Origin of the sequence: Silvibacterium dinghuense, assembly GCF_004123295.1 — a bacterium.
GTDB lineage: Bacteria > Acidobacteriota > Terriglobia > Terriglobales > Acidobacteriaceae > Silvibacterium > Silvibacterium dinghuense.
Window position 1 is genome coordinate 574,080 of sequence record NZ_SDMK01000002.1, and the last position, 24,011, is coordinate 598,090.

Here is a 24,011-nt window from a genome sequence, read left to right on the forward strand (position 1 = left end):
GAGAAACAGACACAGGAACAAACACGATGACCTCGCAACTCAATATCGCCATCCGCTTCACGCTGGTCACTACACTGCTGCTGGGAATTCTCTATCCGCTCGCCGTAACCGGGTTTGCGCACTTCACCATGCCCGCAAAGGCCGATGGCGAACTCATCCAGCACAACGGTCAGGTTCTCGGCTCCGAGCTTCTCGGGCAGAGCTTCGCCGGAGACAGCTACTTCCACGGCCGTCCTTCTGCTGCCGGCAACGGGTATGACGCCTCCAATTCCGGAGGCTCCAACCTTGCGCAGTCCAGCAAGAAACTTGTCGACCGCATTTCCGGGGATGTCGCTACATATCAGAAGAGCAACCCGGGCCAGCCCGTGCCGATCGATCTCGTCACCACTTCCGGCTCCGGCCTCGATCCGGATATCAGCCCCGCAGCCGCGCTCTACCAGGTGCATCGCGTCGCCGCAGCCCGTCATCTGTCCGATGACACCGTGCGCGCGCTCGTCGAACAGCACATCACCGGACGCCAGTTCGGTATTCTCGGCGAGCCGCGCGTTAACGTGCTCGCTCTCAACCTTGCACTGGACGCTCAGTCGAAGTAGCGCATTACATCGTACTGCGGCGAAGGCGTCCCAAGGCCTTCGCCGCAGTACGCATCTCCTCTTCCCGCGTAAGACAATCCGGACAAAGCCTCAGCCATGGCCCGCGCGCGTCGCAGACAATACCCTCACGCTCCAGCGCCTGCACCCACGCCTTTGCATCCTTCGCATAAATCGAAAGAAACGCGCCATGAGCGCCGTCTCCGCCGCGCATCGGTCCAATCCCCTCAGCGTCCAGAAGGCCACGTAATAGCGCAAGCTGCTGCAGACTATATGCCCGCAGCCGCTCGATCCCCATCGCCTGCACAAACTCCTGGCCGCTGCGTGCCTGGTAATAGGTAAAAACCGGTGGGGTGGATTCGAGAAAGCCATCGCCTCCCTGCTTCAGCAGAGGAGGATCAGGCCGCTCGTATGCGAATGTCTCTTCTTTCGCGAACCATCCGATATCCAGCGGCTTCAACCCCTCGCCCATCACCTGCGGTGAAAGATACAGGTAGCAAGCCCCCGGCCCTCCGCGCAGATATTTGTAACTGCCACCGATTAAGAAGTCCGCGCCCAGTTGCTGCACATCCACCGGCACCACGCCAACGGCATGATAGGCATCGACCAGCAGTCGGGCTTCATGGCGATGACAGGCCACAGCCAGCTTCTCAAGTCCATCCAGCAGCTGCCCGGTCATAAACATCACCATCGAGACCACCACCAGGTCGACTCCAGCCTCCAGCGCTGCAATCAGCGCGTCGACATGATAGGAGCCCTCAGAATCCGCGTCGATCCATCGCAGCTCAATCTCACCCATCGCTGCATATTGCCGCAGGATCACGTCAATCGAGTCGAACTCGCCTCGCGTCGTCAACACCCGCAGCCTGCCCGGCAGCGCATTCAACACCGTGCGCAGTCCCTGGCCGGCCGAGGCCTTCGGCACAATGCAATCCGGCCGAGGCGCATGAATCATCCGTGCGATACGCGCGCGAAATGCCTCCTGCTCTGCGAGCCATGGAGCCCACGCCTCATCCAGCCCGCGATACCAGACGCTCACCGCCTCCGCCAGGTCATCAGCCATGGCGTCCAGCGGTCTGCCCAGCGAATGATTGGCGAGGTAGATGCGATCGCTCGCCAGCACCCGCGAAAACAGCGGCGCAAGATGCCGTTGGATCAGACCTTCTTCAAGCGGCCTTCCTGCAAATGCTGCCACCGCCTGCGCGATACGGCTCATTTCTGCCTCAGCCCGGTCCGTACAGCTAACAGCTCCGGGAAAAAGGTTAGCTCCAATGCCTGCCGCAGAAAGCCCACGCCAGACGACCCGCCTGTTCCCTGCCGGAACCCGATAATCCGCTCCACCGTCTTCATGTGCCGGAAGCGCCAGAGCTGGAAGTACTCCTCCACATCCACCAGCTTTTCGCACATCTCATAGGCATCCCAGTAGGCCCGCGGATGCTCATAGATCTCGCGAAGCACGGCCACCAGCTCATCCGAGCGCTGGTGCGGCTCACTCCAGTCCCGATCCAGGCACCCCTCCGGCACGGCCAGTCCGCGCCGCTTCAGATGCAGCAGAAATTCGTCGTACAGGCTCGGCGCCGTCAGCGCGTCCAGCAGGTCCGCGTGGATGACCTCATCGTGCGCAAACACCTTCAGCGCCTCGCGATTCTTATTGCCCAGGAGAAACTCCAGCTTCCGGTACTGATAGGACTGAAAGCCGGAAGCATGTCCCAGCACCCCGCGAAACTCCATGTACTCCGAAGGGGTCAGCGTTTCAAGCACCGCCCACTGCTCGAACAGCTGCATCTGGATGAGCTTCACCCGCGACAAAATCTTGAAGCACGGATCGAGTTGATCCCCCCGCACCAACCGCATCGCCGCCTCCAGCTCATGAATCATCTGCTTGATCCATAGCTCCGAGACCTGGTGCTGAATAATAAACAGCATCTCGTCGTGGTGAGGAGGATTGGAAAGCGGCTTCTGCTGCGAAAGCAACTGCGGCAGGCACAGATACCCTGCATAACTCATGCGATCGGCAAAATCCGTCACGATACTCGATTCAAGCGGCCTGCGATTCTCGTCCAACGCTCACTCCCCCTGTTCCTGTCTACCGTGTTCCCGTCTCACGCCGGAACAGCCTCGTCTCCATGCCACCTTCGATCATAGGCGACCGCCCCTGCCAATTCCGGCGCTGCTGGTTATAATCGCAACTGCACCCTGCTCCCCTGCCGTCTTTTCTGCCGGAGTCACGCACGTATGACAGAGCTGCCGTCCACCCCGCTCACCCTGATCGATGGAGCCCGCGAAGTCCAGCTCCTCATCACCCAGAGCCCCTTCACCGTCGGCCGCATGCCGGGGAGCGACCTGCTGCTCGAGCACGAATACATCTCGCGCCGCCACGCCGAAATTCAATTCCAGGCCGGAGCCTTCATCCTCGTCGATCAGGGCAGCCGCCATGGCACCTTCGTCAACGGACATCGTGTACAGCGCCACAAGCTCGAGATCAACGACACCATCCACTTCGGCACCACCGACGGCCCCATGGTCCGCTTCGGCGTGCGCGGCCACACTTCCAGCTCCACCATGCGCTCGCTCATCGATCACCTTCATCCCGCGAATGAGCCCAACACCGCCATCGAGAAACTGAGCTGGTTCCTGGAAGCCGCCCGCAAGCTGAACGACGTCGGAGCCGTGGACCAAATCCTCTCCGCCCTTGTCGAAACCACGCTCGAGCTCACCCGCGTCGAGCGCGGATTTGTCTTCCTCTGCGACACGCGAACCAGAACCCTCAAGCTCGCCGTCGGCCGCGGCAGTGACGGTTCCGTCCTCAGCGACGAAGCCACCATCTCCCACAGCGCCATCCAGCAGGCCATTCACGGCGAAGGCCAGTTCATCGTCACTGACACGCTCAGCGCCGAGACCGGTGCGCCGTCAGACAGCATCATCGCCCAGAACATCCGCACCATTATCTGCATTCCGCTGCGCAGCCGCAGAATCAACGCTGAAACACAGTGCAGTGATGTTCTCGGCATTCTCTATCTCGACAACCGCCTCCAGCCTGGCCGGCTCACCAAGGTCGATAATGACCTGCTCAAGACCATCGCCACCGAAGCCGCCGCGCTCATGGAGAATGCGCAACTCGCCATCGAGGAAGAACACGCCCGCCGCTATCGCGAAGAGCTGAATATCGCCGCCAGCATCCAGCAGGACCTGATGGCCGTCCAGCCTCCCAAAACCAGTTATGCAAAGATCGAAGCCCGCTTTGCGCCTTGCAAGGAAATCGGCGGCGACTTCTATGACGCCGTCGAAGGCAATGGCTGCGTCTACGTCGTCATTGCCGATGTTTCCGGCAAGGGCGTCTCTGCCGCGCTGCTGGCGCAGACCCTCCAGGGCATGGTCTACGCACAGCTCGCCGCCGATCAGCCCCTCGACGTCATCGCCCGCGCCCTGAATCGCTACATCTGCGTCAAGGACATCAGCAAATACGCCACCATCGTCATAGTTCGCCTGGAAAGCAGTGGTCATCTCACCTATGTCAACTGCGGACATGTGCATCCACTGCTCAAGACCAGCGATGGGGTGCGTGAGTTGGCGCTGTCCAACCTGCCTGTCGGCATGATCGAAAACGCGGACTTCCGTCAGCATGAAGTGCAGCTTGAGCCCGGCACGCGCGTACTGCTCGTTACCGACGGCGTCACCGAGGCCGTCGACGAATGCGATGGATTCTTCGGCAACAATCGCCTGGAAGAGGCCTTCCTGCAAAGCAGCCAACTACAGGACATCTTCCTCTCGCTGTCCACCTTCTGCGGAGCGGCTTCCTCAGCCGACGACTGCACCCTCGTCGAAATCACCTACCTCGGCAACTCCGCGACAGCATAGCGCTATTCTTCGCGCAGCACCTCGAGCGGTTTCTGTCCCAGGATGCGGAAGCTGGCGATCCATCCCGTCGCGACGGCGAGTACCGCCGTCGCCAGCATGGCCAGCGCACTGCCTGCCCAGGAAAAGCGAAAGACAACATCCATCCGGTGCAGCAGAATCCGCGCCAGGAGATTCGCAAACAGCGCTCCGACCAGGCCGGCCAGCAGTCCCAACACGACGAACTCCACGCTGAACACCTGCGCAATCCGTCCACGGCTCGCACCCAGCGTCTTCAACACCACCACTTCGCGAATCCTGCGGAAGCGCGTGCTGGCCACGCTCGAAGCCAGAATGATCGCGCCGGAAAGGATCGAGAACCCGGCCAGGAACCGGATCACCATCGTGATGTGATCCACCACTCCCTGGATGGTCGCGAGGATATCCGCCAGGTTCACCACTGTCACCGTCGGATACGCCGCAAACAGCGACCGCTCGAGCACAGGAATCTGCTCGGGCGCGATGTGCACTGCGCCATACCACGTCGCCGGCACATCCTTCAGCAACCCTGGAGCAAGAATGAACTCACTCCGCGCAAAGGCATGCTCGCCGTCTACCTTGTAGATGGCCGCGACGGTCGTGGCAATCTCTCTGTCATCTGTGGAGAAGATCACTTTCGATCCGGGGTGCAATTGCAGCCGCCGCGCTACGCCGTCCACCACTGCCAGCGATGGCTGCGCATCGCTCGTCCACCACTGCCCTTCGGTGATTTTTGTCCCGCGTGGCTCCGCACTCGCCCACGTAATCGCCGCCGAACGCAGCAGCCGCTTCGGATAGTTCTTCACCCGCAACTGCTCCACGTCCACACCGTCGATGCTCACGATCCGCGACGAGATCACCGGAATCGTCTCCAGCCTGCCCTGCGTCCCCGGCTGCCTCTCCACCAGCGCCCGCACTCCGTCTACTTCATCGCGCGCAATATCGACCAGAAATACATTCGGCGTATCCGGGGCAGCCGCGCTGTGCATCTCCCGCACGACCGAGCGCTGCATCAGAAAGACGGCGAAGATCAGCATCACGCCCGTGCCCAGTGCGGCCAATACCGCTGCCGACTGGTTTCCCGGCCGGTAAAGATTCGCGAGCCCATGCCGCAGTGCTGACGGCAGATGCAAACGCGTCCGGTTAAGAAACACCCGCAGCAGGCGCAGCAGCATCGATGCAGCAAGGAGAATCGTAATCAGTACAGCAAACAAGCTGCTCGCAAACCACGCCCCGTTCTGCCATGAATCCGAGAGCGCGCCAGCAATGCCAGCCAGCCCCGCAAGAATGACAAGAATCGCCGCCCACTGCAGCCACCGATCGCGCAGAAACCAGCCGCGCCGGCCGCCCTGCGATTCCTCCACCTGGCGCCGCAGCACGGCAATCGGCCGCACGTGCCGCACATCCAGCAACGGAGGCAGGCAGAAGAGCAGCGTCGTGAATACACCCGTCGCCAGCGCTGCGCCCACCGGCCGCACCGCCAATGCCAATGGAGGCCGCAGCGGCAGCAGCGCGCCGAAGAGCGTCGGCAGCGCCATTTCGACCGCAAACCCGAGGATCACCCCCAGCAGCCCACCCGCAAGCCCGAGAAAGACTGTCTGCAACAGGTAGATACGCAAAATATCCGACGACTGCGCACCGATCGCCTTCATGATCGCCAGGATTTCCATGCGCTGTTGCAGATGGGCTCGCATCGCCATCGCAACACCGATCGCACCCAGCACCATCGCCACCAGGCAGATCAGGCTCAACAGGCCGGTCGCACGGTCCAGTCCATTCGTGATCTCCGGGCTGGTCTCGCGAAAATCTGAAATCTGCGCATCCGGCAGAATGTGCTCTAACTGCGGACGCAGTGTGGCGATGCTCTCGCCCTTACCCGGCAGTTTGAAAAGATAGCGCTCTGTCGCGCGAGTGCCTTCCCCCAGCAATCCGCTTTGCTCCATCGCGTGACGCGTAATCATCACCCGCGGGCCAAGTCCCACCCCGGCCGACATCCGGTCCGGCTCGCGCACAATCACCGCCGCGATGCGCAGGTAGCGGGTGCCGATTTTCAGCTCATCGCCCACCTTCGCATGCAGCCGCACCAGCAGGTTATCGTCCACCAGCGCCGTGTCGTCGTGTAAAGCATCGCGCAGCGGCTGCGACGGGCTCAGCACCACCGTGCCATAGAACGGATACGCACTCGGATCGACCGCTTTCAGCGAGACCAGCAGTGGCACCGGATCGCCGTGCACCGAGGCCATCGAAACCGTCTCCGTCACCTCGGTCCGTTCGACACCCTTGCTCGCCAGTGCATCGAGATCCTGCGATTCCCGCTGCGTCGGCAGCCGGAACATCCTCGCCGAGAGATCGGCTGCCATGATGCCCCGCGCATCGCCCAGCAGAGCTTTCTGGAAGGACTGGCTGAAGCCGCGCACGCCGGTAAGCGAAGCCACTCCCACCGCCACCGATAGCAGCACAAAGAGAAATTTCGCACGCGAAGCGCGCAGCTCACGCCACGCAATGCGGGCAGCCGTGCCCCACGGCAGCGCAGGCTTCTGAGCTGTCATGGCAGTGGCTCCACATTCATCACATCGGAGATCACCACCCCGTCCCTCAGATGGATCTGCCGGTCTGCACGTTCCGCAATCTGGGGATCGTGCGTCACCATCACCAGCGTGGTTCGCGAAGCCCTTTGCCGCCCGGTCAGCAGCTCCAGCACATGCTGTCCGTTCACCGAGTCAAGATTCCCCGTAGGCTCATCGGCCAGCACAATCGGCGGCTCCAGCATGAAGGCCCGCGCCAGCGCCACGCGCTGCTGCTCACCGCCCGAAAGCTGGACCGGATAATGCTGCAGCCGGTCCGCAAGCCCCACTGCCGTCAGCAGCTGCGTCGCCTTTGCCCGTCCGTCGCCGCGCGCATTCAGCTCATGCGGCAACAGCACATTTTCAAGCGCCGTCAGTGTAGGGATCAGCTGGTACGACTGGAAGACAAATCCGATCTTGCTCCCGCGCACCTCCGCCAGCCGGTCTTCATCCAGGCCGCCGATCGCCGTGCCGTCCAGCAGCACATCGCCCTCGCTCGGGGAATCGAGCCCCGCCAGCAGCCCCAGCAGCGTGCTCTTGCCCGAGCCAGAGGCCCCCATGATCGCCACAAACTGCCCCTGCGGAATCAGCAGATCGATCCCACGCAGAATCTCCACCGTGCGCGTGCCATTGCGAATCGACTTCCTCAAGCCCCGAACTTCGATCATCCCGGTCTCCGTCTTCCTTCAGGCTATAGCGGAATGCGGGGAAACATATCCAGCGTCACGCCTCTTCCGTCGCCTTTCCATCAAGAATTTGTCAAGAATCGTCAAGAAAAGGTCTAACTCCCCTCTCGCGAAAAACACGTTCCCCCGGATTCCGCTCTACAATGCAGGCGTGAAGCTGTTTTCTTTCGCCGTCCTTGCCGCTGTCCTCTTCCTTCTTCCTGCCTCCGCACATGCGGCAGCGTCTGACAGCCAGCCCGTCATCGCCTGCTTCGGAGACAGTCTCACCGCGGGCCATGGCGCCGCATTCGGCCACGCCTACCCAGACTACCTGCAGCAACTCCTCGACGCCCGCGGCTATCGCTATCGCGTCGTCAACAAGGGCATCAGCGGCGATACCACCAAAGACGGTCTTGCCCGCGTAAAAGACGTGCTCGCGGCGCACCCCGCCATCGTCGTCGTCGAGTTCGGCGGCAACGACGGCCTGCGCGGCCTGCCCATCACCGCCACCCGCGCCAATCTCGACCAGATCATCGCGCTACTCAAGGATGCCGGCGTGAAAGTAGTGCTCGCCGGCATTACCCTTCCGCCCGACTACGGCCCGGACTACATCCGCGATTTCAACCAGACCTACGCACTCGCAGCGAAGAAGTTCAACATTCCGCTGCTGCCCTTCCTCTATGCGCACGTCTACACCGTGCCCGGCACCATCCAGGCGGACGGCATCCACGCAACCGCCAAAGGCAATCAGCTCGTCGCCGAAAATGTCTTCGGCCTGCTCCGCCCTCTGCTGAAAAAGTAATGATTGCAGTTACAGAAGCACAACCGTTGGCTGAAAGAGCGTTCCCGCAATACGCTTCGCGATGCCCGCAAGCTCGCTCTGCCCGCGGAACACCTTCACCAGCGAGACCTGCGTAAACTCCGGCAGATTGATCTGCATGCCATTGCGCATGCGTCCGATCGTCTCCGCATCTGCCGTCACATTCGGAATCTCCGGCAACAGGGTACGCGGATGCGGCAGCCGCGTCGTCAGCTCACCTGCGCGCGCCCAGTTCTCGATCTCCCCAAGCGGCAGCGCCTCCTCGATACAGAACGGCCCTGAGGTCACGCGCCGCAGGCTCGCCAGGTGCGCGCCCGTTCCCAGTACCTGCCCTAGCTCGTGCGCGACCGAGCGCACATATCCGCCGGCCGAAATCTTCATGCGGAAAGCCGCAGTATCGCCCTCGAACGAGGTGATTGCGAACTCGTCGATGCGCACCCGCGCCGTCTTCAGTTGCGGCGTACCGCCTTCGCGCACAATCTTGTACGCAGGCTTGCCGCCAATCTTCTTTGCGGATACGGGAGGCGGCAGCTGGTCCATCTCGCCGGAAAAGCGCGCAGCCGCTGCCAGAACTTCATTCATACTGAAGGCCACAGGCACAGGCTCAGAGGCAGCCTGCCCCTCGGCATCATAAGTATCGGTTGAAAACCCAAAGCGGATGGTGCCCGTGTAGCTCTTCTCATGCGAGCCATAGAACTGTGCCAGCCGCGTGTATTTGCCGAGCAGAAGCGGCAGCACACCGGTGGCCATGGGATCGAGGGTACCAAGGTGCCCGATGGACTTTTCGCCAGTGGCTCGGCGCACCCGAGCCACCACGTCGTGCGAAGTCATCCCACCGGGCTTATCGATAACGAACAGACCGTTCACCTATCCATGATAAGTGCCCGGCCCGTGGAGAAACCGTTCTTAGAAAGAGTGTTGTCCGCGTTCGCGTACCAGGGAGAGAAATTCGTTGCGCGTGTTCTGCTTCTGGAAAACCCCGAGCATGGCCGAAGTCACCGTGGACGAATTCTGCTTCTCTACGCCGCGCATCATCATGCACAGGTGTCGCGCCTCGATCACCACACCCACGCCCTGCGGCTTGATGGCCTCGTCGATCGCCTCAGCAATCTGCCGCGTCATCCGTTCCTGCACCTGCAGGCGCCGCGCAAACACCTCTACCAGGCGCGGAATCTTGCTCAGCCCGATCACCTTGCCATTCGGGATATAGGCCACGTGCACACGCCCGAAGAACGGCAGCATGTGATGCTCGCACAGCGAGAACATCTCGATGTCCTTCACGATCACCATCTCGTCGTAGTCCACATCGAAGAGCGCACCGCGAAGAATCGCCGTCGGGTCCTGGTGATAGCCGTGGGTGAGAAAGCTCATCGCCTTTTCCACCCGTTCCGGCGTACGGATCAGCCCATCCCGCGTCGGATCTTCATCGAAACGCCGCAGCAGCTCGCGATAAATATCCTGCGTCGAGATGCCCTCAAGGCCCGTCTGCCCTGCAATTTCCTCCCGCAGATCCTTCGCCGCGCCCTTGGCTGCGGTCTTTATGGTCGGCATCGTCGCCACCTGGTTGTTCTTCATGCCGCACTTCCCTTTCCAAAGCTCTGCACCGTTCCCGCCACTGGCACCGGAAACTCGAATGAATTATTGGAGGTTTCCTCGGTGCGAACCGATGCAATTTCTGCTGACCCGAAGCTGAGCGGAAATGCCGCCGTCAGCCTGCGATGCACCACGATGTTGAAGTTCTCCGTCGTCGGCACCAGCTCGCGAAAGTCCTCATGCAGGTTCAGATTCGTGTGATCGAACACATCCAGCACTTCCCTCCGCACGCACGCATCGAGTTCCACCAGGTCGCACACCATGCCGGACTCTTCATCCACCGGGCCGCTCACAATGACCTCAATGAAGTAGTTGTGCCCGTGACCATGCGGATTGTTGCACTTGCCGTACGCCGCGCGGTTCTCCTCTGCACTCAATTGTTCGGAGTGCAGCCGGTGCGATGCGCTCAGCATGTAGCGGCGTCCAAAGTAGGCTCTCATCTACTCTCCGTAATAGTCCGCGAACAGCTCGGGGAGCTCGTATACGCGCACGCGATACAGCCGCGCCCCGGGAATCTTACCTTCCAACCGCTTCCAGACCGCAATCGCAATGTTTTCCGTCGTCGGCACTGCCGTCGCAAATTCCGGCACCTCGAGATTGAGATGGCGATGGTCATAAACACTCACCACCTCGCGCTCCAATACCTCTTTGAGTTGCTTGAGATCGACGACAAATCCGGTCGCAGGATCGATCTCACCTGCCACCGTCACCTCGAGCGTGTAATTGTGCCCATGGCCATTACGATTGGCGCACTTGCCGAAGCGGCGCAGGTTCTCCTCTTCGCTCCAGGCAGGGTTCCAGTAATAATGTGCGGCAGAAAATTCGGCTTTGCGCGTTAACAGAATCATGCGTTGGCTACCTTCAGCGTAGATGCCGAATCACAGCCTCCGGCTTCACCGATTGCTGCTGGCGTATTCGCGTCCCTTCCAGCTTACCCGCTTGGTGACGGTGTGGTGAAACCAGCTGCGATACAAGAGTGCCGCGAACAGCGGCAACGCCAGCGGTGTCACCAGGCAATCCATAAACGGAAAATTCGATTTCGCGACCCGGCGATAAAAGCGCCACAGATTTCGCACCCACAACAGCCCCAGAACCGCCATATACCAGAGCGGAAGCCCATGCTCATAAAGCGCCACCGCCAGCACCGGCAGCCCGAACAGCAAGAGAAAATCCAGCACCCGCCACGCCGCAAGCGCCAGCGAATTGCCAAAGAGCAGCGCCAGGTTCTTGGTCCATCCCTCGTACATCGCGCCGAAGCTGCGATACATCCGCGTAGCGACTGCATCCGGCGCATAGCGGAAGCGCAGCCCCAGTTTGCGCCGCTTCCAGATCCGTGCCAGCTCCACGTCCTCAAGCACGGCCTCTTTCACCGCCTCGTGGCCGCCATAGGCAAAATACACATCGCGCCGCACCAGCAGAAACTGCCCGTTCGCCGCCGCCGCATGACTCGCCGGATCGGAGACCTTCGCCGGCGGATATGCCAGCGCCAGTTCGCTGAAGACCAGAGGCATCAATGCCTTCTGCGCCAGCCCCGTCACCACCTGCCGCGGCGAATAAGAAAGCATCGTGACCTCATGCCGCTCCGCCTCCACAATCGACCGGCTCAGGTGTCCCGGCTCATGGATCGTATCCGCATCCGTGAACAGCAACCACCCGCCACGGGCCGCCTTCGCTCCAGCCCACACTGCATTCGCCTTGCCCGTCCAGCCCTTCTCGAGAGCAGGCGCTGTCAGCACCGTCACGCCAGCAAAGCTGCGGGCCATCTCGGCGGTATGGTCGGTCGACCCATCGTCCACCACCAGCACTTCCCAGTCACGGCCCAGCAGCCACGTCTCCTCGGATTGCTCCACCAGCGAACGCAGGCAATCACCCAGGCAGTCTTCTTCGTTGCGCGCGGGAATGATGACGGAAAGTCGGAGAGAGGCTTCAGCGGAGGGCTCGTACACCGCTCTATTATAAAAACGTGACCATCTGGAGAAGAGGCGTTTCCCTCGGCGTAGCAGCAATCCTGTTCCTGCTCAGCACCTTCGCGCTGACCGGCTGCAACCGCGGCGACCACCCCGCGCAGGTCGGCGAACTCGCCCCCGACTTCACCATCCATGACGAAGGCCAGACGATCAGCCTCGATCAATATCGCGGCAAAATCGTCGTGCTCAATTTCTGGGCTTCCTGGTGCACCTACTGCATCGAGGAGTTCCCCTCCATGGAGCAGCTCCAGAAGCAATTCCCCAATCTCGTCGTGCTGGCCATCGCCTTCGACTCCGACCCCACCGACTACCGTCAGTACGTCCAGGACAACCACCTCACCAACATGGTCATCGCCCTCGACCGGACCCAGAAGTCGAACCTCGCTTTCGGCACCACCCGGCCGCCGGAGAGCTATGTCATCGACCCCAGCGGCCGCATCCGCCGCAAGTTCATCGGTCCCGCCGATTGGAGCAATCCCGAGATTCAGGGTTTTCTGCGCAGTCTATAGCCTGGCGGCACAGTCTGTTCCGGGAACGCAGAAAACGCGCTGTCTCAGCGTACAAAGTCCTTGCTATCATGGCTGGCATGACGCAGCTTGAGGTTCTTTACCGCTACGAGAAGCACCCCACCGAAGCCGCTGTTGTTGCCTGGGGAAACACGCGCGAGGTCTACGGCATCCGCCGCATCCAGATCGACAAGGAATGGAAGACCATCCGCGTCGAGTACGACGCCACCCGCCTCACCAAGCCCGTCGTCTATGAGCTGCTTCGCCGCGCCGGCATCGATCTGGTCGAAGAGCTGCCTCTTATCCCACCGCAGCCCGTCGTCGAAGAAGCGGCCGCTACTGCGCCGGCAAAGTAGCAGGCACAGGCGTCAACGCAGTCTGCCCTTCGCAGAGCAGACTAGCCGGTATAAACAGAAAGACGACGCAGGAAACGCGTCGTCTTTCATCTTTGCGCAGGCTGTAAACCGGTGGTTAAGCATAGGCACAATCCGGGCGGGATCAACCGGAATCGGCACCCGCTCCATCAAAGCCCTAAAAACGAACTGCCGCAGAATCGCCTCACCGATTCTCTGAAAGGTGGGCTATTATGCGGCTAAGTCGTTTCAAATCTATGGTGCGCCCAGAAGGATTCGAACCTCCGGCCTACTGATTCGTAGTCAGTCGCTCTATCCAGCTGAGCTATGGGCGCGTGCTTGAGGCGCTCTTACATCGCCTCAACTTCACTAAATATAGCAACTTACCGCCGAGAACGCAACCGGCAGCGGGAAGATTCTGAGGAAATCTGCCCCGCTGCCAGACCGCGAATGGCAGACCGCATCACGCGGCCTTACGGGTGCGCGGGCTGATCTCCCTTGGCCGGTTGCGGCGGCTGTGCATCCGTAGCAGGTTTGGCTGTTTGCTCCGCCATTTTCGCCCTGGCGATCCGCTGGATCTGAATCGTATCTCCCGCTCCGCTGTCAATTTCCGGGCTGGTGGCATCGTTGTTTTGCGCCGCTCGCACAATGTGCGGCACGAGCATAAAAACGATCTCTTCATCGGTGTTCGTTTTATCCTGGGTGCTGAAAAGGTACTTGAGAAGCGGCACCTCGCCTGCTCCAGGCCATCCGCTCACCGATCCGGTGACTTCTCTTTCCACCAGTCCGGCCAGAACGCTCGGTTCACCATCCTTCAGCCGCACCGTCTCCTCGGCCTTCTGCTGCGCAATGATCGGCTCCGATACGTCGTCAATGGTCTCCGTGCCGGATACGGAAGAAACCTCGACTGCCATCTTCAATGTCACATCGCGGTTCTGGTGAATCGTCGGCGTCATCTCCACTTTCACGCCTACGTCGATGTATTGGAACTGCGTCTCCACCGCGCTCGAGCTGGACGACGTGGCGGTGGTATACGAACCGGTCGAGTACGGGTACTTCTCGCCGATATTCAAGGTCGCCTTCTGACCATCGAGCGCACGCACGGTCGGATTCTGCAGGAGCCTGGTCGTCGAATCCGACAGCAACAGCTCAGCCTGCGCCTCTCCAATCGAATAGCTATAGGAGGAATTGCGTCCGATGGCATTGAGCGTCGTGCTCGAATTCGAAGAAACAGACAGCGAGGTTGGCGGGGAGAGCCCAAGGTCGTGCTCTTTTGTGCGGCTCACTTCCATCACGTACACATCCACCAGGACTTCCGGCTTGGGCCGGTCGATATCGGCAATGATGTTCTTCGCCAGCAAAAGCTCATCGGGGGTACCGCGCATCACGATCGCGTTCTGCCCCTGCACCGCATACAGTCGGGCGCCCTGCATCAGGTTGCGAAGCGTCGTCTGCACGTCATTGAGGTCACTTTGCTGCGAAACATTCTGCAGGTAGAAGGTTCGCACCGCCTCCGTGTCGAGCAGCTTGCGCTTTGTCCGGTTGTCCGCGGCCACGTAGATCGTGTTGTGGGTTACCGGCTTGTAAAAAGTCCCGGAAACCTGTGCAAGTACCCGCAGAGCCTCGGCCGGAGATACGTCCTTCAGATCCAGGGTTACCGATTTAGGCTGAAGATCCGGGTCCACCAGCACATTCAGGTTCGCGATCTTGCCGATGGTGCGATACAGCGTGGCTGGGTCCTGGGTTGCATGCAGCGTCATCGGCGTCGGCGGCAGCGGGTCGAGATGCGTCGGCGGCGCAGCTTCGTCCGAATCTTCCTCATTCACCGGCGGCGCCTCTGCCTTCTGATCGCGTTTCCGCAGCAGCTCTTCCGTTTTCGTAATATCCTGCGCAGCCAGGTCGTTGGCCGGGTCCATCTCCCTGGCCCGGAAGAACTCCACCAGCGCCTGCACCGGCTGGCCGCTCGCCACCAGGCTCTCGCCCTTCCTGATATGCACTCCTGCCGCCTGCGTCCGCAGACGAGCGACCGCAAGCTTGTATGCCAGGTCTCCGGGAGACTTCTCGAGGGCCTGCGTGTAGTCGCTGTATGCCGTCTCCAGATCCTGACGCGCTTCCGCGGCCTGCCCTGCCTTAAATAACTTCTTCGCTGAATCGGCCCTGGCCGTTCCTGTCGTACCCAGGATTGCGAGTAGCGACACTGCCGCAACTCTGCGCAGTGATTCTTCTGAAATCTTGCTGATCATCCGTCCTGCCAGTGATGTAAGGTTCCTGCGCTTATGCCGGGTTCGCCATGCGCAGCCACACGGCGCAAGCCTCCAGCGGATGAACAATTCTCCGTGTCCGGGCGTCTTTTTCTTTGCCTGCCGATGCGCAGAGCCCGGGGAGTGAACTGCTCATGATTCAACAGACGCGAAGAGTGCGGGTAGCGTTCGCACCATGCTCTCTTCGCTCACACCGGTGGAAGCGAAGCTCGCTGGCCGCCCTGCTCACCCTTTCCGCTCTGTCTGGCCGCGCCGCGGTCACACCGGCTCCGGTGACGCACAACATGCACCTGCGAGGCGACGCGCAGACGGTCATTACCCAGGCCCTTGCCGAGTTCGGAGAATCGGCACAGTTTCCCGGTCTGCCGCCTCGTCAGCCAATCCGCTTCGACATGGACGACAGCGATCGTGCCACCACGCACCGGATGCTGGCCATGCTCACCCACACGCTCCTGGTCCCCAGCGGGCCAAACAAGGTCCTCATCATCCCGGACACCCCGCAGAACGAGAAACAGTACCTCGTCGAGGACAGCGAGACCATCCACCTTCCGAGCCTTACCAAGGATGCTTCCAAACGGCGATCCGAGGTCGAAAGCATCCTCACCACCGTTTTTTCCATTCCGCATGTCTCGTTTCAAAGCGACGGCGTCACGATCACCTCGGACCCCGAAACCCTGCAACAGGTCAACGACGTCCTCCGAAACCTTTACACCCATGACTCGCAGGTGCAGCTGCACATCCAGTGCTATCTCACCAGCCACAACCGCGACCTGGATGCGGGACTCACGCCGCCAGCCAGCACCACCGTCTTCAACGTCCTGACGGAGGCCGACAGCCTCGTCTCAAATAATGAATCGGTGATCGAAGCCGCCATCGAGGACGGCCTTATTTCATCCTCCGCCAGTGAACTCGAGCTCGCGATCCTGCTGGTCGAGTATGGCTATGCCAGCGGCACACCGCTCGGTTCTTCCTTCGAGGTATTCGGCAACGGCATCACCACCACCGGCGTCGAGCCCGACTCGATCACCCTCAACAACAGCCTCACCAACAGCACCGTCACCGAGCTGCAGGATGCCACCCTCCACCTGTTGAACGAAGAAACCGGAAAATTGCACATCGGGGAAAAGTACCCGGTAGTCACCGAAACCTACTCCTCGACCTCCACGAGCCTGACCACCAGCCTTTCGACTTCAACGAGCACTCTGGCCCAGCCGGCGATCGAGTATGAAGACCTGGGCCTCGTGCTCGAAGCCACTCCCATCATTCATGCAAGCGGGAGCATCGATCTCAGCCTGAAGCTTGCCCTTCGCTCTCTGTCCGGGAACTCGGCGAACGGTAACCCCATCATCGATGACCAGGAATTCTCCTCCGCACTCACGGTGCGCGCCGGCATGTCCACCATGATGGTGAGCAACCTCACCCACAGCGACACCGGCACGAATACCGGCCTGCCGGGCCTTGACACGACCAACCGCAGCACTTCCGGCCAGGATGAGCAGCTCGTCGTCGTGATCACCCCGGAGGTGACCCGCTCTGCCCGGCCGCACATCGAAGCGGATACAGAGATAAAGCCGGCTGGCCAGGGCGCAAGCTAGGTTGTATCCCCATATAGCTGGTCTGAGACTAAAGAACATACCCTTATCGTTGTCATCCCGACCGGAGCGCAGCGCAGTGGAGGGACCTGCGGTTTTGCCGGTACAGGGAGAACCGCAGGTTTCTCCACTCCGCAGGACGATGAAACTGTCCTGCTCCGGTCGAAATGACAGCCTTTACGATCGCTATAGGTGGATATAGCTAGAGCAAAATCCGACATCCACAAAAATCATGCCTGCAATAAGACGAGGCCCGGGGATTACCCGGGCCTCGTCTTATAAACGGCCTGTTTAATAATAATTATTATTAAACAATAGCACTTAGTAAATTCGGAAGTTCACCTCGATATTGACCTGCACTGCCACCGGGTGTCCCTGGTAATACGCGGGTTTGAACTTGTACTGCTTCACCGCTTCGATGGCTTTTTCGTCCAGTCCCATGCCCAGCGGCCGGATTACACGAATCTGCTGAGGGTTTCCCTGCGGATCGACGATGAGGGAAACAAGGCAGATGCCCTGGTACTTGGCACGCCGCGCCTCATCCGAAAACTCAGGATCAACCGAGTACACCAGCTGCGGAGCAGAAACGCCGCCGCCGGGGTGCATCACGCCACCGCCATAACCGCCACCCTGGCCAGGTCCCACACCACCGCCGGAACCGGAGCCGATACCGCCGCCGTGTCCGCTACCGAAGCCAGAACCGGAACCGGAGCCCTGCGAGGCCAGCGCCACCTGCGGGGAGTTGGGCAGGCCGATGTTCGGCATGTTGGGATTATCCGGCAGCTTCACCTGCTGCGGCATGACGATCGTGGGCTCCACCGCCAGCTTGGGGTGGTCATTCCGGATGATCTGCGGTGGAACGGTCTGCGTCTTCGCAATCTTGGGCAGATGCCCCTTGGAAGCCTCGACGACCTCGTGCGCACCGCCACCGCCGCCGCCGCCCATCGACTGGTTCATCTTTACCGTCATGGGGATGAACGGCTTGACGTCCACCGTCGTGGCCACTTCTTTCTTCTGGATCGGCCGCGTCTTCCACTGCCTCCAGGCATAGAACAAGGCCAGCAGAATCAGGAGGTGCAGCACAATGGCGATGCCCGTCGAGACGGGATCGCGTTTGACCGCCATCCGATCGGCCACCGCGACAGGCTTCGAGGTCAGCTCGAGCGGTGGAAGCTTCTTCGGGAACAACAGATCCTGAATGCTGCCCAGCAGCGTCTTCCAGACCGGTTCGGTCTGCGTAGCGTCGACAACTTCAACTGGCTGAGAACTCAACTGCAGCGGAGGCTGCTTGGAAGACGAAAAGGCGTCGCGCAGATTTGCCATCAGCGACGACCACATGGAACCGTCGGCTTCTACCAGAAGATGTGCTTCCTCTTCTGCCGGCCGTGTTTTGGGTGATTCCAGATCCGGAGGTGTCAAGAGCTCGTTGCCCATATTCTCTGCCGGTCGTTCCTTGCTCCGGCTATCCCCCCATTATGGACGACCTACGGTCCACTTGTCTTGAATCGGAGACGAACACATCCTCCCTGTATCCCGGAAGGAACTGCGCCACAACTCTCTGTCCTGCAAAATAGACGGCACATCCGCCGGTAAGTTACGCAATCGGCGCCCTCTTTCACCGGATACAATGAAATTTCAGAATCACGCCGATCCAATCCGCTGATGTGCAGCGGGATCGCACTACACAGTAGGAGACATGATGTCCGCAGCGCCCGAACTCAAGGCGACCCTTACCCTGCCTGAAACCAAGTTCCCCATGAAGGCGAATCTGCCGCAGAATGAGCCGCTTCGCCTCAAGCAGTGGTCCGAGGAAGGCCTCTACGAGCAGATCCGCAAGGCCAGGAAGGGCGCGGAGAAGTACATTCTCCATTACGGCCCTCCCTACGCCAACGGCCCCATACACCTGGGCCACGCGCTACAGAAGTGCATTAAGGATTTCATCCTCAAGTCGAAGACCATGTCCGGCTACGACGCGCCGCTCGTCCCCGGCTGGGATTGCCACGGCCTGCCCATCGAGATCAAGGTGGACGAAAAGCTCGGCCGCAAGAAATTGGAGATGCCGGCGCTCTCCGTCCTTCGCGCCTGTCGCGAGTACGCGCAGAAGTTCATCGACCTCCAGCGCTCGCAGCTGATCCGCCTGGGCGTCTTCGCCCATTGGGACAAGCCGTACCTCACCATGTCCAAGCCCTATGAGGCCAAGACCCTTGAAAGCTTCTACGACTTCTTCGAGAAGGGCTTTGTCTACAAGGGCTTGAAGCCTGTCTACTGGTGCCTGCACGACAAAACCGCCCTCGCCGAAGCGGAAGTCGAGTATGAGCAGCACACCAGCCCGAGCGTGTACGTCCGCTATCCGTTGACCAGCGCGCCCGAGGCCATCGACCCTGCGCTTGCCGGCAAGACCGTCTTCACCATCATCTGGACAACCACTCCCTGGACACTGCCCGCATCGCTCGCCGTCGCCTTTCAACCGGAGTTCGACTATGTTGCACTGGAGCAGGACGGCAATACCTATATTGTTGCCGAAGGCCTGGCCGCCGCTGTGCGCGAGGCCTGCAACCTGCAGTCGGCCACCGAAGTAGCGAAGTTCAAAGGCACCCAGCTCGACCGCGTCACCTTCCGCCATCCCTTCCTGGAAGAGCGCACTATTCTCGGCGTGAATGCCGACTACGTGACCGCCGACGCCGGCACCGGCGCCGTGCACACCGCCCCGGCTCATGGCGCGGATGACTTCTATACCGGTGCGCGCTATGGCCTTGAACAGACGTGCAATGTGGACAATGAAGGCCGCCTGCGCAATGGCCTGCCCAACTGGGAAGGCAAGACCGTCTGGGAGGCAAATCCGCTCATCATCGATCTGCTGCAGGAGCGCGGCGTGCTCATGGGCCGCCAGGATATCTACCACTCTTATCCGCACTGCTGGCGCTGCCACAACCCGGTCATTTTCCGCGCCACCGAGCAGTGGTTCATCAGCATGGAGACGCCGCTCAAGAATGCGGACGGTAGCGAGATCACCTTCCGCCAGCGCGCCCTCGACGAAATCAAGGGCGTCAAGTGGGATCCGTCCTGGGGTGAGGAGCGCATTTCGAACATGATCGCCACCCGGCCCGATTGGTGCATCTCGCGCCAGCGCCTCTGGGGCGTGCCCATCGCCGTTTTCCTCTGCAATGCCTGCCATGAGCCGCTGAGCGATGCGGCACTCTATCGCCGCATCGTTGCACTCTTCCATGAAGAGGGCGCGGAGGCCTGGCACAAATATTCGGTCGCCGACCTGCTACCCGCCGGAACCGCCTGCGCAAAGTGCGGAAACGCACAGCCAAAGGAAGGCCTCGACGCCTTCCGCAAGGAAACCGACATCCTCGACGTCTGGTTCGACTCCGGCATCAGCTGGAATGCCGTGCTCGTCGGCAACGAGGAGCTGCAGTTCCCTGCCTCGCTCTATATCGAGGGCGCGGATCAGCATCGCGGCTGGTTCCACTCGTCGCTTCTCTGCTCTACCGCTATCAAGGAACAGGCTCCCTACCTTAAGGTCGCCACCGTCGGCTGGACACTCGATGAACAGGGCCGCGCTTTCTCGAAGTCGCTCGGCAACGGCGTCGATCCGGTCGATATCGCCGACCGCCTCGGCGCCGAGATCGTGCGCCTCTGGGCCGCGAGCGTCGACTTCCGCGAGGACGTGACCGCCAGCGAGAACCTGATGCAGCGCGCCGCCGAGAACTACCGCAAGCTGCGCAACACTTTCCGTTTCCTGCTCGGCAACCTCAGCGGCTTCGATCCGGTGAAGGATGCCGTGGCCGAAAGCGAGCTGCTACCGCTCGACCGCTACATGCTGGCCCGCACACGCGAACTGACAGAAAAAGTTCTGGCGTGGTATGCGCAATTCGAGTTTCACCGCGTCTACCACGCTGTGAACGAATTCACCATCGTAGACCTGAGCGCGCTTTACCTCGACGTGCTCAAGGACCGCATGTACACCTTCGCGCCCGTCAGCCGCGAGCGCCGCTCCGCGCAGACTGTGATCTGGAAGATCACCGAAGCGCTGGTGCGCCTGGTCGCGCCCATGCTCACCTTCACCGCCGACGAGGTCTGGAGCTATCTGCCCAAGATCGAAGGCCGTGAAAACAGTGTGCACCTGGCGCTCTTCCTTGAGCCCGACCAGATCGCGACGAAGGATGACGCGCTGCTTGCCGACTGGGGCAAGTTGCTCGAGCTGCGCGATGTTGCATTGAAGGCTCTCGAGGAGGCACGCAAGGAAAAGCGCATCGGCAAGGCTCTGGAAGCCAAAGTCGAGTTACGGGGCGTGTACCGTGGGTTCGAATCCCACACTCTCGCCCGCTACGCCGAATCCTTAAAAGAGCTGTTTAACGTTTCGGCCGTCGAGCTCATCCCCGGCAACGAAGAAGCCGTCACCGCGACCGTACTTCCCGCCGATGGCGCCAAGTGCAACCGCTGCTGGAACTACCGCAACGACACTGCTGCTTTCGGTCCCTGGTCAGACGTCTGCGGCCGCTGCGCCGCTGCGCTCCGCCAGATGCCGGAATTTGCGCCTTTTGAGGCGGCAGGGAGCGTGAACGCGTGACCCTCGCCAAAAGTCAGACGCTCGACATGCGGGGATGGCTCTTCGGCCTCTCCGCGCTCATCATCGGCCTTGACCGCTGGACGAAACACCTGGTCAGCCATCACATCGGGCTTGGGGATGCGATCACCGTAATCCCAGGCGTCTTCCGCATCTCGCATGTACTCAATTCCGGCGCGGCCTTCAGCCTGTTCACAGATTCGCCGCACCCCGAGCACACGCGCTGGTTCCTCATCGCCTTTTCGCTGATCGCAGCGATTGTGGTTCTTGGCATCCTGCTGCGTATTGGCCGGCGCATGACCTTGACCGCGGTCGCTCTCGCGCTGGTTCTCGGCGGCGATATCGGCAACCTCTGGGATCGCATGCGCACCGGCCTGGTCGTCGACTTCCTCGAAGTCCACATCGTTCACTATCACTGGCCAGACTTCAACGTAGCGGACTCGGCCATCGTCACCGGGGGCATCCTGCTTCTGCTCGCCACCCTCTTCACCAAAGATGAAAGCCATGCCTAGGCGTTGGCTAACTGCGATCCTCTTCGGATTCGCATTGTCCGGCCTGCTGACTCTGTTTGCAGGCCGGACACACGCAGCTCAGCCACCCCAGCAGCTCGTTCTTCTCGATACCGATATCGGCGATGACATCGACGATGCCTTCGCGCTCGCGCTCATCGAGCGCAGTCCTGATCTGAGGCTCCTCGGCGTCACCACCGCATTCGGGGATACCCATCTTCGCGCCCGCCTCGTCCGCCGCTTCCTCGATGCAACCGGCTTTGCCTCAGTCCCCGTCGCGGCGGGCGTACCGACTACGCCGAAGACCACATTCACTCAGGCCGCATACGCAAACAGCAGCGGCACCGCGCATATCTCCTCCCTCTCCGGCCCTGATTTCCTTCTCGATCAGATCCGTCGCCATCCCGGCCAGATCACGCTGCTGGCCATTGGTCCTGAGACGAATCTCGCTGCCGCCATCGACAAGGACCCGGCGACCTTCCGCACATTGAAGCGCATCGTGATCATGGGCGGTTCGGTAGACCGCGGCTACGATGGCCACACCCACGCCGATCCCGAGTGGAATATCCTTTGCGACATCCCGGCTGCGCAAAAGGTCTTCACCTCGGGTGTGCCCATCGCGCTCATGCCGCTCGACTCGACAATCCTTAAGTTTCCTCCGGATCAGCTGCAAGAGCTCTTCTCGCACCGCACACCGCTTATCGGTCAGCTGCATGAGCTTGAAACCGAATGGAGCAAAAATTCACCCTATGCCGGTCCCACGCTAGCTCCAACACTCTTCGATCCCATGACCGTCACTTACGCAGTGCGTCCCGATCTCTGCCCCACGACGCCGCTGCATCTGGTCATCGACGATAAGGGCTTCACGCGGCGCACGGCCGGCACACCGAATGTCGGCGCATGCCTGAAGTCCGACCCCGGCGCATTCTTCCACTTCTATCTCTCACGAGTCTCCCGCTAGGTTATGCGCCGCTTCCGTCCGATTTTTCTTGCTCTCTTTTTCTCCGCACTGCTCTCGCGTGCTTTTGCGCAGGACACCTACCGCATCGTCCACACCTACCCGCACGATCCCGAGTCCTTCACCCAGGGCCTTGTCTTTGTGGACGGCCATCTCTACGAGAGCACGGGACTCAATGGCCGCTCCTCGCTGCGCATGGACGACCTCGAGACCGGGCATGCGCTGCAGAAGCTCGACATTGACCCGAAGTACTTTGCCGAAGGCCTGACCAACTGGGGCAGCACGCTGGTGCAACTCACCTGGAAGGCGAACACTGCTTTTGTCTATGACCGCTTCAGCTTCCGCCAGCTCAAGACCTTCCATTACGACGGCGAAGGCTGGGGGCTTACGCAGGACGGCCACAGCCTCATCCTCAGCGATGGCACCGCCACGCTTCGCTTCCTCAATCCCGAGACCTTTGCCGTGCGCCGCCGCATCACGGTGAGCGACCATGGCATACCGGTGAAGGAGCTGAACGAGCTCGAATACATCCACGGCGAAATCTACGCCAATATCTGGTTTCAGAAGCGCATCGCCCGCATTTCTCCGGCCACCGGCAAGGTTCTCAGTTGGATCGACCTCAGCGGCCTGGTCGCCGATGCCGGTGTCACCGACGAAAATGCCGTCCTCAACGGCATCGCCTACGACGCGCAGCACGATCGCCTCTTCGTCACCGGCAAACTCTGGCCGAAGCTCTACGAGATCAAGATCGTGAAGCAGCCATAGGGCTGCTGCGCGCAGGGCGGATCGCCTTCGGCCCCCGCTCCCGCTGGTCGCGATTGAGAAAGCATAAGCCCGACGGTGGCCCACACAAGCCCGGTTTTAGCTTGAGTGGGGTAGCGCTAGACTGAATTCGGGTGCCCCACATCTCGTGCCGTTCGAGATGTGGGTTCGCAGAACGAACCGCGAAGGTCCGTACCTCCCGCCCAAGCGCGGAGCTTGGATGGGGCACCCGTTTCCGTTTTCACCGCAAAGAACCTCAATCGCGACCAACGAGAGCGGGAGCCGAAGGCAGAATGCCGCGCGGTTAGCGTCGCGACCAGCGGGAGCGGAGGCCGAAGGCACAAGGCCTGGACGGCCAGTCCCTCGTATAATGGAGAATGGATTTCTTTGTGCTGCCCACGGCATTCCTGCACTAGGGAGTGCCC

The 24,011-nt window shown here is 60.9% G+C and carries 21 protein-coding genes and 1 tRNA gene; 10 read left to right on the forward strand and 12 right to left on the reverse strand.

Translation table 11 applies throughout. The features are described from left to right. Positions 1-26 precede the first annotated feature (26 nt). Positions 27-593: a potassium-transporting ATPase subunit KdpC gene (gene kdpC / locus ESZ00_RS11580; RefSeq protein ID WP_129208427.1), complete on the forward strand. Its 567-nt coding sequence runs from the start codon at positions 27-29 to the stop codon at positions 591-593. 4 nt (positions 594-597) lie between these two features. Here the strand turns inward: kdpC and ESZ00_RS11585 are convergent, their stop codons facing one another. Together ESZ00_RS11585 and ESZ00_RS11590 are read right to left on the reverse strand one after the other, a co-directional pair. Beyond that, the gene (locus ESZ00_RS11585) at positions 598-1,806 is read right to left on the reverse strand and encodes an aminotransferase class V-fold PLP-dependent enzyme (RefSeq protein ID WP_129208429.1); all 1,209 of its coding nucleotides are present in this window, start codon (positions 1,804-1,806) and stop codon (positions 598-600) included. Further along, complete coding sequence (locus tag ESZ00_RS11590; protein WP_229741201.1) at positions 1,803-2,654, reverse strand: tryptophan 2,3-dioxygenase; 852 nt, start codon at positions 2,652-2,654, stop codon at positions 1,803-1,805. Before ESZ00_RS11590 ends, ESZ00_RS11585 begins: the two co-directional genes overlap by 4 nt. A 171-nt stretch (positions 2,655-2,825) precedes the next feature. Between ESZ00_RS11590 and ESZ00_RS11595 the strand changes: the two genes are divergently transcribed. Continuing rightward, on the forward strand, positions 2,826-4,448 hold the full coding sequence (locus ESZ00_RS11595) for a SpoIIE family protein phosphatase (protein WP_129208431.1): 1,623 nt from the start codon (positions 2,826-2,828) through the stop codon (positions 4,446-4,448). Between the two features lie 2 nt (positions 4,449-4,450). On the opposite strand, the gene ESZ00_RS11600 is transcribed toward ESZ00_RS11595, so the two are convergent. Together ESZ00_RS11600 and ESZ00_RS11605 are read right to left on the reverse strand one after the other, a co-directional pair. Continuing rightward, the gene (locus ESZ00_RS11600) at positions 4,451-7,012 is read right to left on the reverse strand and encodes an ABC transporter permease (RefSeq protein WP_129208432.1); all 2,562 of its coding nucleotides are present in this window, start codon (positions 7,010-7,012) and stop codon (positions 4,451-4,453) included. Then, the gene (locus ESZ00_RS11605; RefSeq protein WP_129208439.1) at positions 7,009-7,695 is read right to left on the reverse strand and encodes an ABC transporter ATP-binding protein; all 687 of its coding nucleotides are present in this window, start codon (positions 7,693-7,695) and stop codon (positions 7,009-7,011) included. The genes ESZ00_RS11600 and ESZ00_RS11605 overlap by 4 nt, the downstream gene beginning before the upstream one ends. Positions 7,696-7,864: 169 nt before the next feature. Between ESZ00_RS11605 and ESZ00_RS11610 the strand changes: the two genes are divergently transcribed. Beyond that, a complete protein-coding gene (locus tag ESZ00_RS11610; RefSeq protein ID WP_308419066.1) occupies positions 7,865-8,494 on the forward strand; it encodes an arylesterase in 630 nt (209 codons plus the stop codon). 9 nt (positions 8,495-8,503) lie between these two features. Here ESZ00_RS11610 and truB read toward each other — a convergent pair whose 3' ends face one another. Genes truB through ESZ00_RS11635 form a run of 5 tightly spaced genes read right to left on the reverse strand, consistent with a single transcriptional unit; the run spans position 8,504 to position 12,051 of the window. Beyond that, the gene (truB, locus tag ESZ00_RS11615) at positions 8,504-9,379 is read right to left on the reverse strand and encodes a tRNA pseudouridine(55) synthase TruB (RefSeq protein ID WP_129208441.1); all 876 of its coding nucleotides are present in this window, start codon (positions 9,377-9,379) and stop codon (positions 8,504-8,506) included. Between the two features lie 39 nt (positions 9,380-9,418). Continuing rightward, positions 9,419-10,087 (reverse strand): GTP cyclohydrolase I FolE, encoded by a 669-nt coding sequence (folE, locus tag ESZ00_RS11620; protein WP_229741202.1) that lies wholly within the window; start codon positions 10,085-10,087, stop codon positions 9,419-9,421. After that, entirely contained in the window at positions 10,084-10,545 is a 462-nt protein-coding gene (locus ESZ00_RS11625; protein WP_129208442.1) for a 6-carboxytetrahydropterin synthase, read from the reverse strand. The genes folE and ESZ00_RS11625 overlap by 4 nt, the downstream gene beginning before the upstream one ends. Then, positions 10,546-10,953, reverse strand: coding sequence for a 6-pyruvoyl trahydropterin synthase family protein (locus ESZ00_RS11630; RefSeq protein ID WP_129208443.1), 408 nt, complete (start codon positions 10,951-10,953; stop codon positions 10,546-10,548). 45 nt (positions 10,954-10,998) lie between these two features. Then, positions 10,999-12,051 (reverse strand): glycosyltransferase family 2 protein, encoded by a 1,053-nt coding sequence (locus ESZ00_RS11635; protein WP_129208444.1) that lies wholly within the window; start codon positions 12,049-12,051, stop codon positions 10,999-11,001. A gap of 17 nt (positions 12,052-12,068) precedes the next feature. On the opposite strand from ESZ00_RS11635, the gene ESZ00_RS11640 reads away from it, so the two are divergent. Both ESZ00_RS11640 and ESZ00_RS11645 read left to right on the forward strand, forming a co-directional pair. Then, complete coding sequence (locus tag ESZ00_RS11640) at positions 12,069-12,581, forward strand: TlpA family protein disulfide reductase (protein ID WP_229741203.1); 513 nt, start codon at positions 12,069-12,071, stop codon at positions 12,579-12,581. A 68-nt stretch (positions 12,582-12,649) separates the two neighbouring features. Next, on the forward strand, positions 12,650-12,934 hold the full coding sequence (locus ESZ00_RS11645) for a hypothetical protein (RefSeq protein WP_229741204.1): 285 nt from the start codon (positions 12,650-12,652) through the stop codon (positions 12,932-12,934). Positions 12,935-13,189: 255 nt separating this feature from the next. Here the strand turns inward: ESZ00_RS11645 and ESZ00_RS11650 are convergent. Beyond that, a tRNA-Arg gene (locus tag ESZ00_RS11650) sits at positions 13,190-13,266 on the reverse strand. Between the two features lie 138 nt (positions 13,267-13,404). Beyond that, entirely contained in the window at positions 13,405-15,129 is a 1,725-nt protein-coding gene (locus tag ESZ00_RS11655) for a secretin N-terminal domain-containing protein (RefSeq protein WP_129208445.1), read from the reverse strand. A gap of 197 nt (positions 15,130-15,326) precedes the next feature. On the opposite strand from ESZ00_RS11655, the gene ESZ00_RS11660 reads away from it, so the two are divergent. After that, on the forward strand, positions 15,327-16,787 hold the full coding sequence (locus ESZ00_RS11660) for a hypothetical protein (RefSeq protein ID WP_129208446.1): 1,461 nt from the start codon (positions 15,327-15,329) through the stop codon (positions 16,785-16,787). A 318-nt stretch (positions 16,788-17,105) separates the two neighbouring features. Here ESZ00_RS11660 and ESZ00_RS11665 read toward each other — a convergent pair whose 3' ends face one another. After that, positions 17,106-18,218: an energy transducer TonB gene (locus tag ESZ00_RS11665; RefSeq protein WP_129208447.1), complete on the reverse strand. Its 1,113-nt coding sequence runs from the start codon at positions 18,216-18,218 to the stop codon at positions 17,106-17,108. A gap of 265 nt (positions 18,219-18,483) precedes the next feature. Between ESZ00_RS11665 and ileS the strand changes: the two genes are divergently transcribed. The 4 genes from ileS to ESZ00_RS11685 are packed head-to-tail and all read left to right on the forward strand — an operon-like array spanning position 18,484 to position 23,589. Beyond that, entirely contained in the window at positions 18,484-21,360 is a 2,877-nt protein-coding gene (gene ileS / locus ESZ00_RS11670; RefSeq protein WP_129208936.1) for an isoleucine--tRNA ligase, read from the forward strand. Further along, positions 21,357-21,869: a signal peptidase II gene (gene lspA / locus ESZ00_RS11675; protein ID WP_229741205.1), complete on the forward strand. Its 513-nt coding sequence runs from the start codon at positions 21,357-21,359 to the stop codon at positions 21,867-21,869. The genes ileS and lspA overlap by 4 nt, the downstream gene beginning before the upstream one ends. After that, positions 21,862-22,827: a nucleoside hydrolase gene (locus ESZ00_RS11680; RefSeq protein ID WP_164981480.1), complete on the forward strand. Its 966-nt coding sequence runs from the start codon at positions 21,862-21,864 to the stop codon at positions 22,825-22,827. Before lspA ends, ESZ00_RS11680 begins: the two co-directional genes overlap by 8 nt. 3 nt (positions 22,828-22,830) lie before the next feature. Then, complete coding sequence (locus ESZ00_RS11685) at positions 22,831-23,589, forward strand: glutaminyl-peptide cyclotransferase (RefSeq protein WP_129208449.1); 759 nt, start codon at positions 22,831-22,833, stop codon at positions 23,587-23,589. Positions 23,590-24,011 lie beyond the last annotated feature (422 nt).

What these genes read in the sequence shown, in the direction of transcription:
- ESZ00_RS11605 (WP_129208439.1), bottom strand. Translation starts at nt 7,695, where the DNA reads ATGATCGAAGTTCGGGGCTTGAGGAAGTCGATTCGCAATGGCACGCGC.
- ESZ00_RS11630 (WP_129208443.1), bottom strand. Translation starts at nt 10,953, where the DNA reads ATGATTCTGTTAACGCGCAAAGCCGAATTTTCTGCCGCACATTATTAC.
- ESZ00_RS11595 (WP_129208431.1), top strand. Translation starts at nt 2,826, where the DNA reads ATGACAGAGCTGCCGTCCACCCCGCTCACCCTGATCGATGGAGCCCGC.
- kdpC (WP_129208427.1), top strand. Translation starts at nt 27, where the DNA reads ATGACCTCGCAACTCAATATCGCCATCCGCTTCACGCTGGTCACTACA.
- ESZ00_RS11665 (WP_129208447.1), bottom strand. Translation starts at nt 18,218, where the DNA reads ATGGGCAACGAGCTCTTGACACCTCCGGATCTGGAATCACCCAAAACA.
- ESZ00_RS11680 (WP_164981480.1), top strand. Translation starts at nt 21,862, where the DNA reads ATGCCTAGGCGTTGGCTAACTGCGATCCTCTTCGGATTCGCATTGTCC.
- ileS (WP_129208936.1), top strand. Translation starts at nt 18,484, where the DNA reads ATGTCCGCAGCGCCCGAACTCAAGGCGACCCTTACCCTGCCTGAAACC.
- ESZ00_RS11625 (WP_129208442.1), bottom strand. Translation starts at nt 10,545, where the DNA reads ATGAGAGCCTACTTTGGACGCCGCTACATGCTGAGCGCATCGCACCGG.
- ESZ00_RS11585 (WP_129208429.1), bottom strand. Translation starts at nt 1,806, where the DNA reads ATGAGCCGTATCGCGCAGGCGGTGGCAGCATTTGCAGGAAGGCCGCTT.
- ESZ00_RS11685 (WP_129208449.1), top strand. Translation starts at nt 22,831, where the DNA reads ATGCGCCGCTTCCGTCCGATTTTTCTTGCTCTCTTTTTCTCCGCACTG.
- ESZ00_RS11600 (WP_129208432.1), bottom strand. Translation starts at nt 7,012, where the DNA reads ATGACAGCTCAGAAGCCTGCGCTGCCGTGGGGCACGGCTGCCCGCATT.
- folE (WP_229741202.1), bottom strand. Translation starts at nt 10,087, where the DNA reads ATGAAGAACAACCAGGTGGCGACGATGCCGACCATAAAGACCGCAGCC.
- ESZ00_RS11660 (WP_129208446.1), top strand. Translation starts at nt 15,327, where the DNA reads ATGATTCAACAGACGCGAAGAGTGCGGGTAGCGTTCGCACCATGCTCT.
- ESZ00_RS11645 (WP_229741204.1), top strand. Translation starts at nt 12,650, where the DNA reads ATGGCTGGCATGACGCAGCTTGAGGTTCTTTACCGCTACGAGAAGCAC.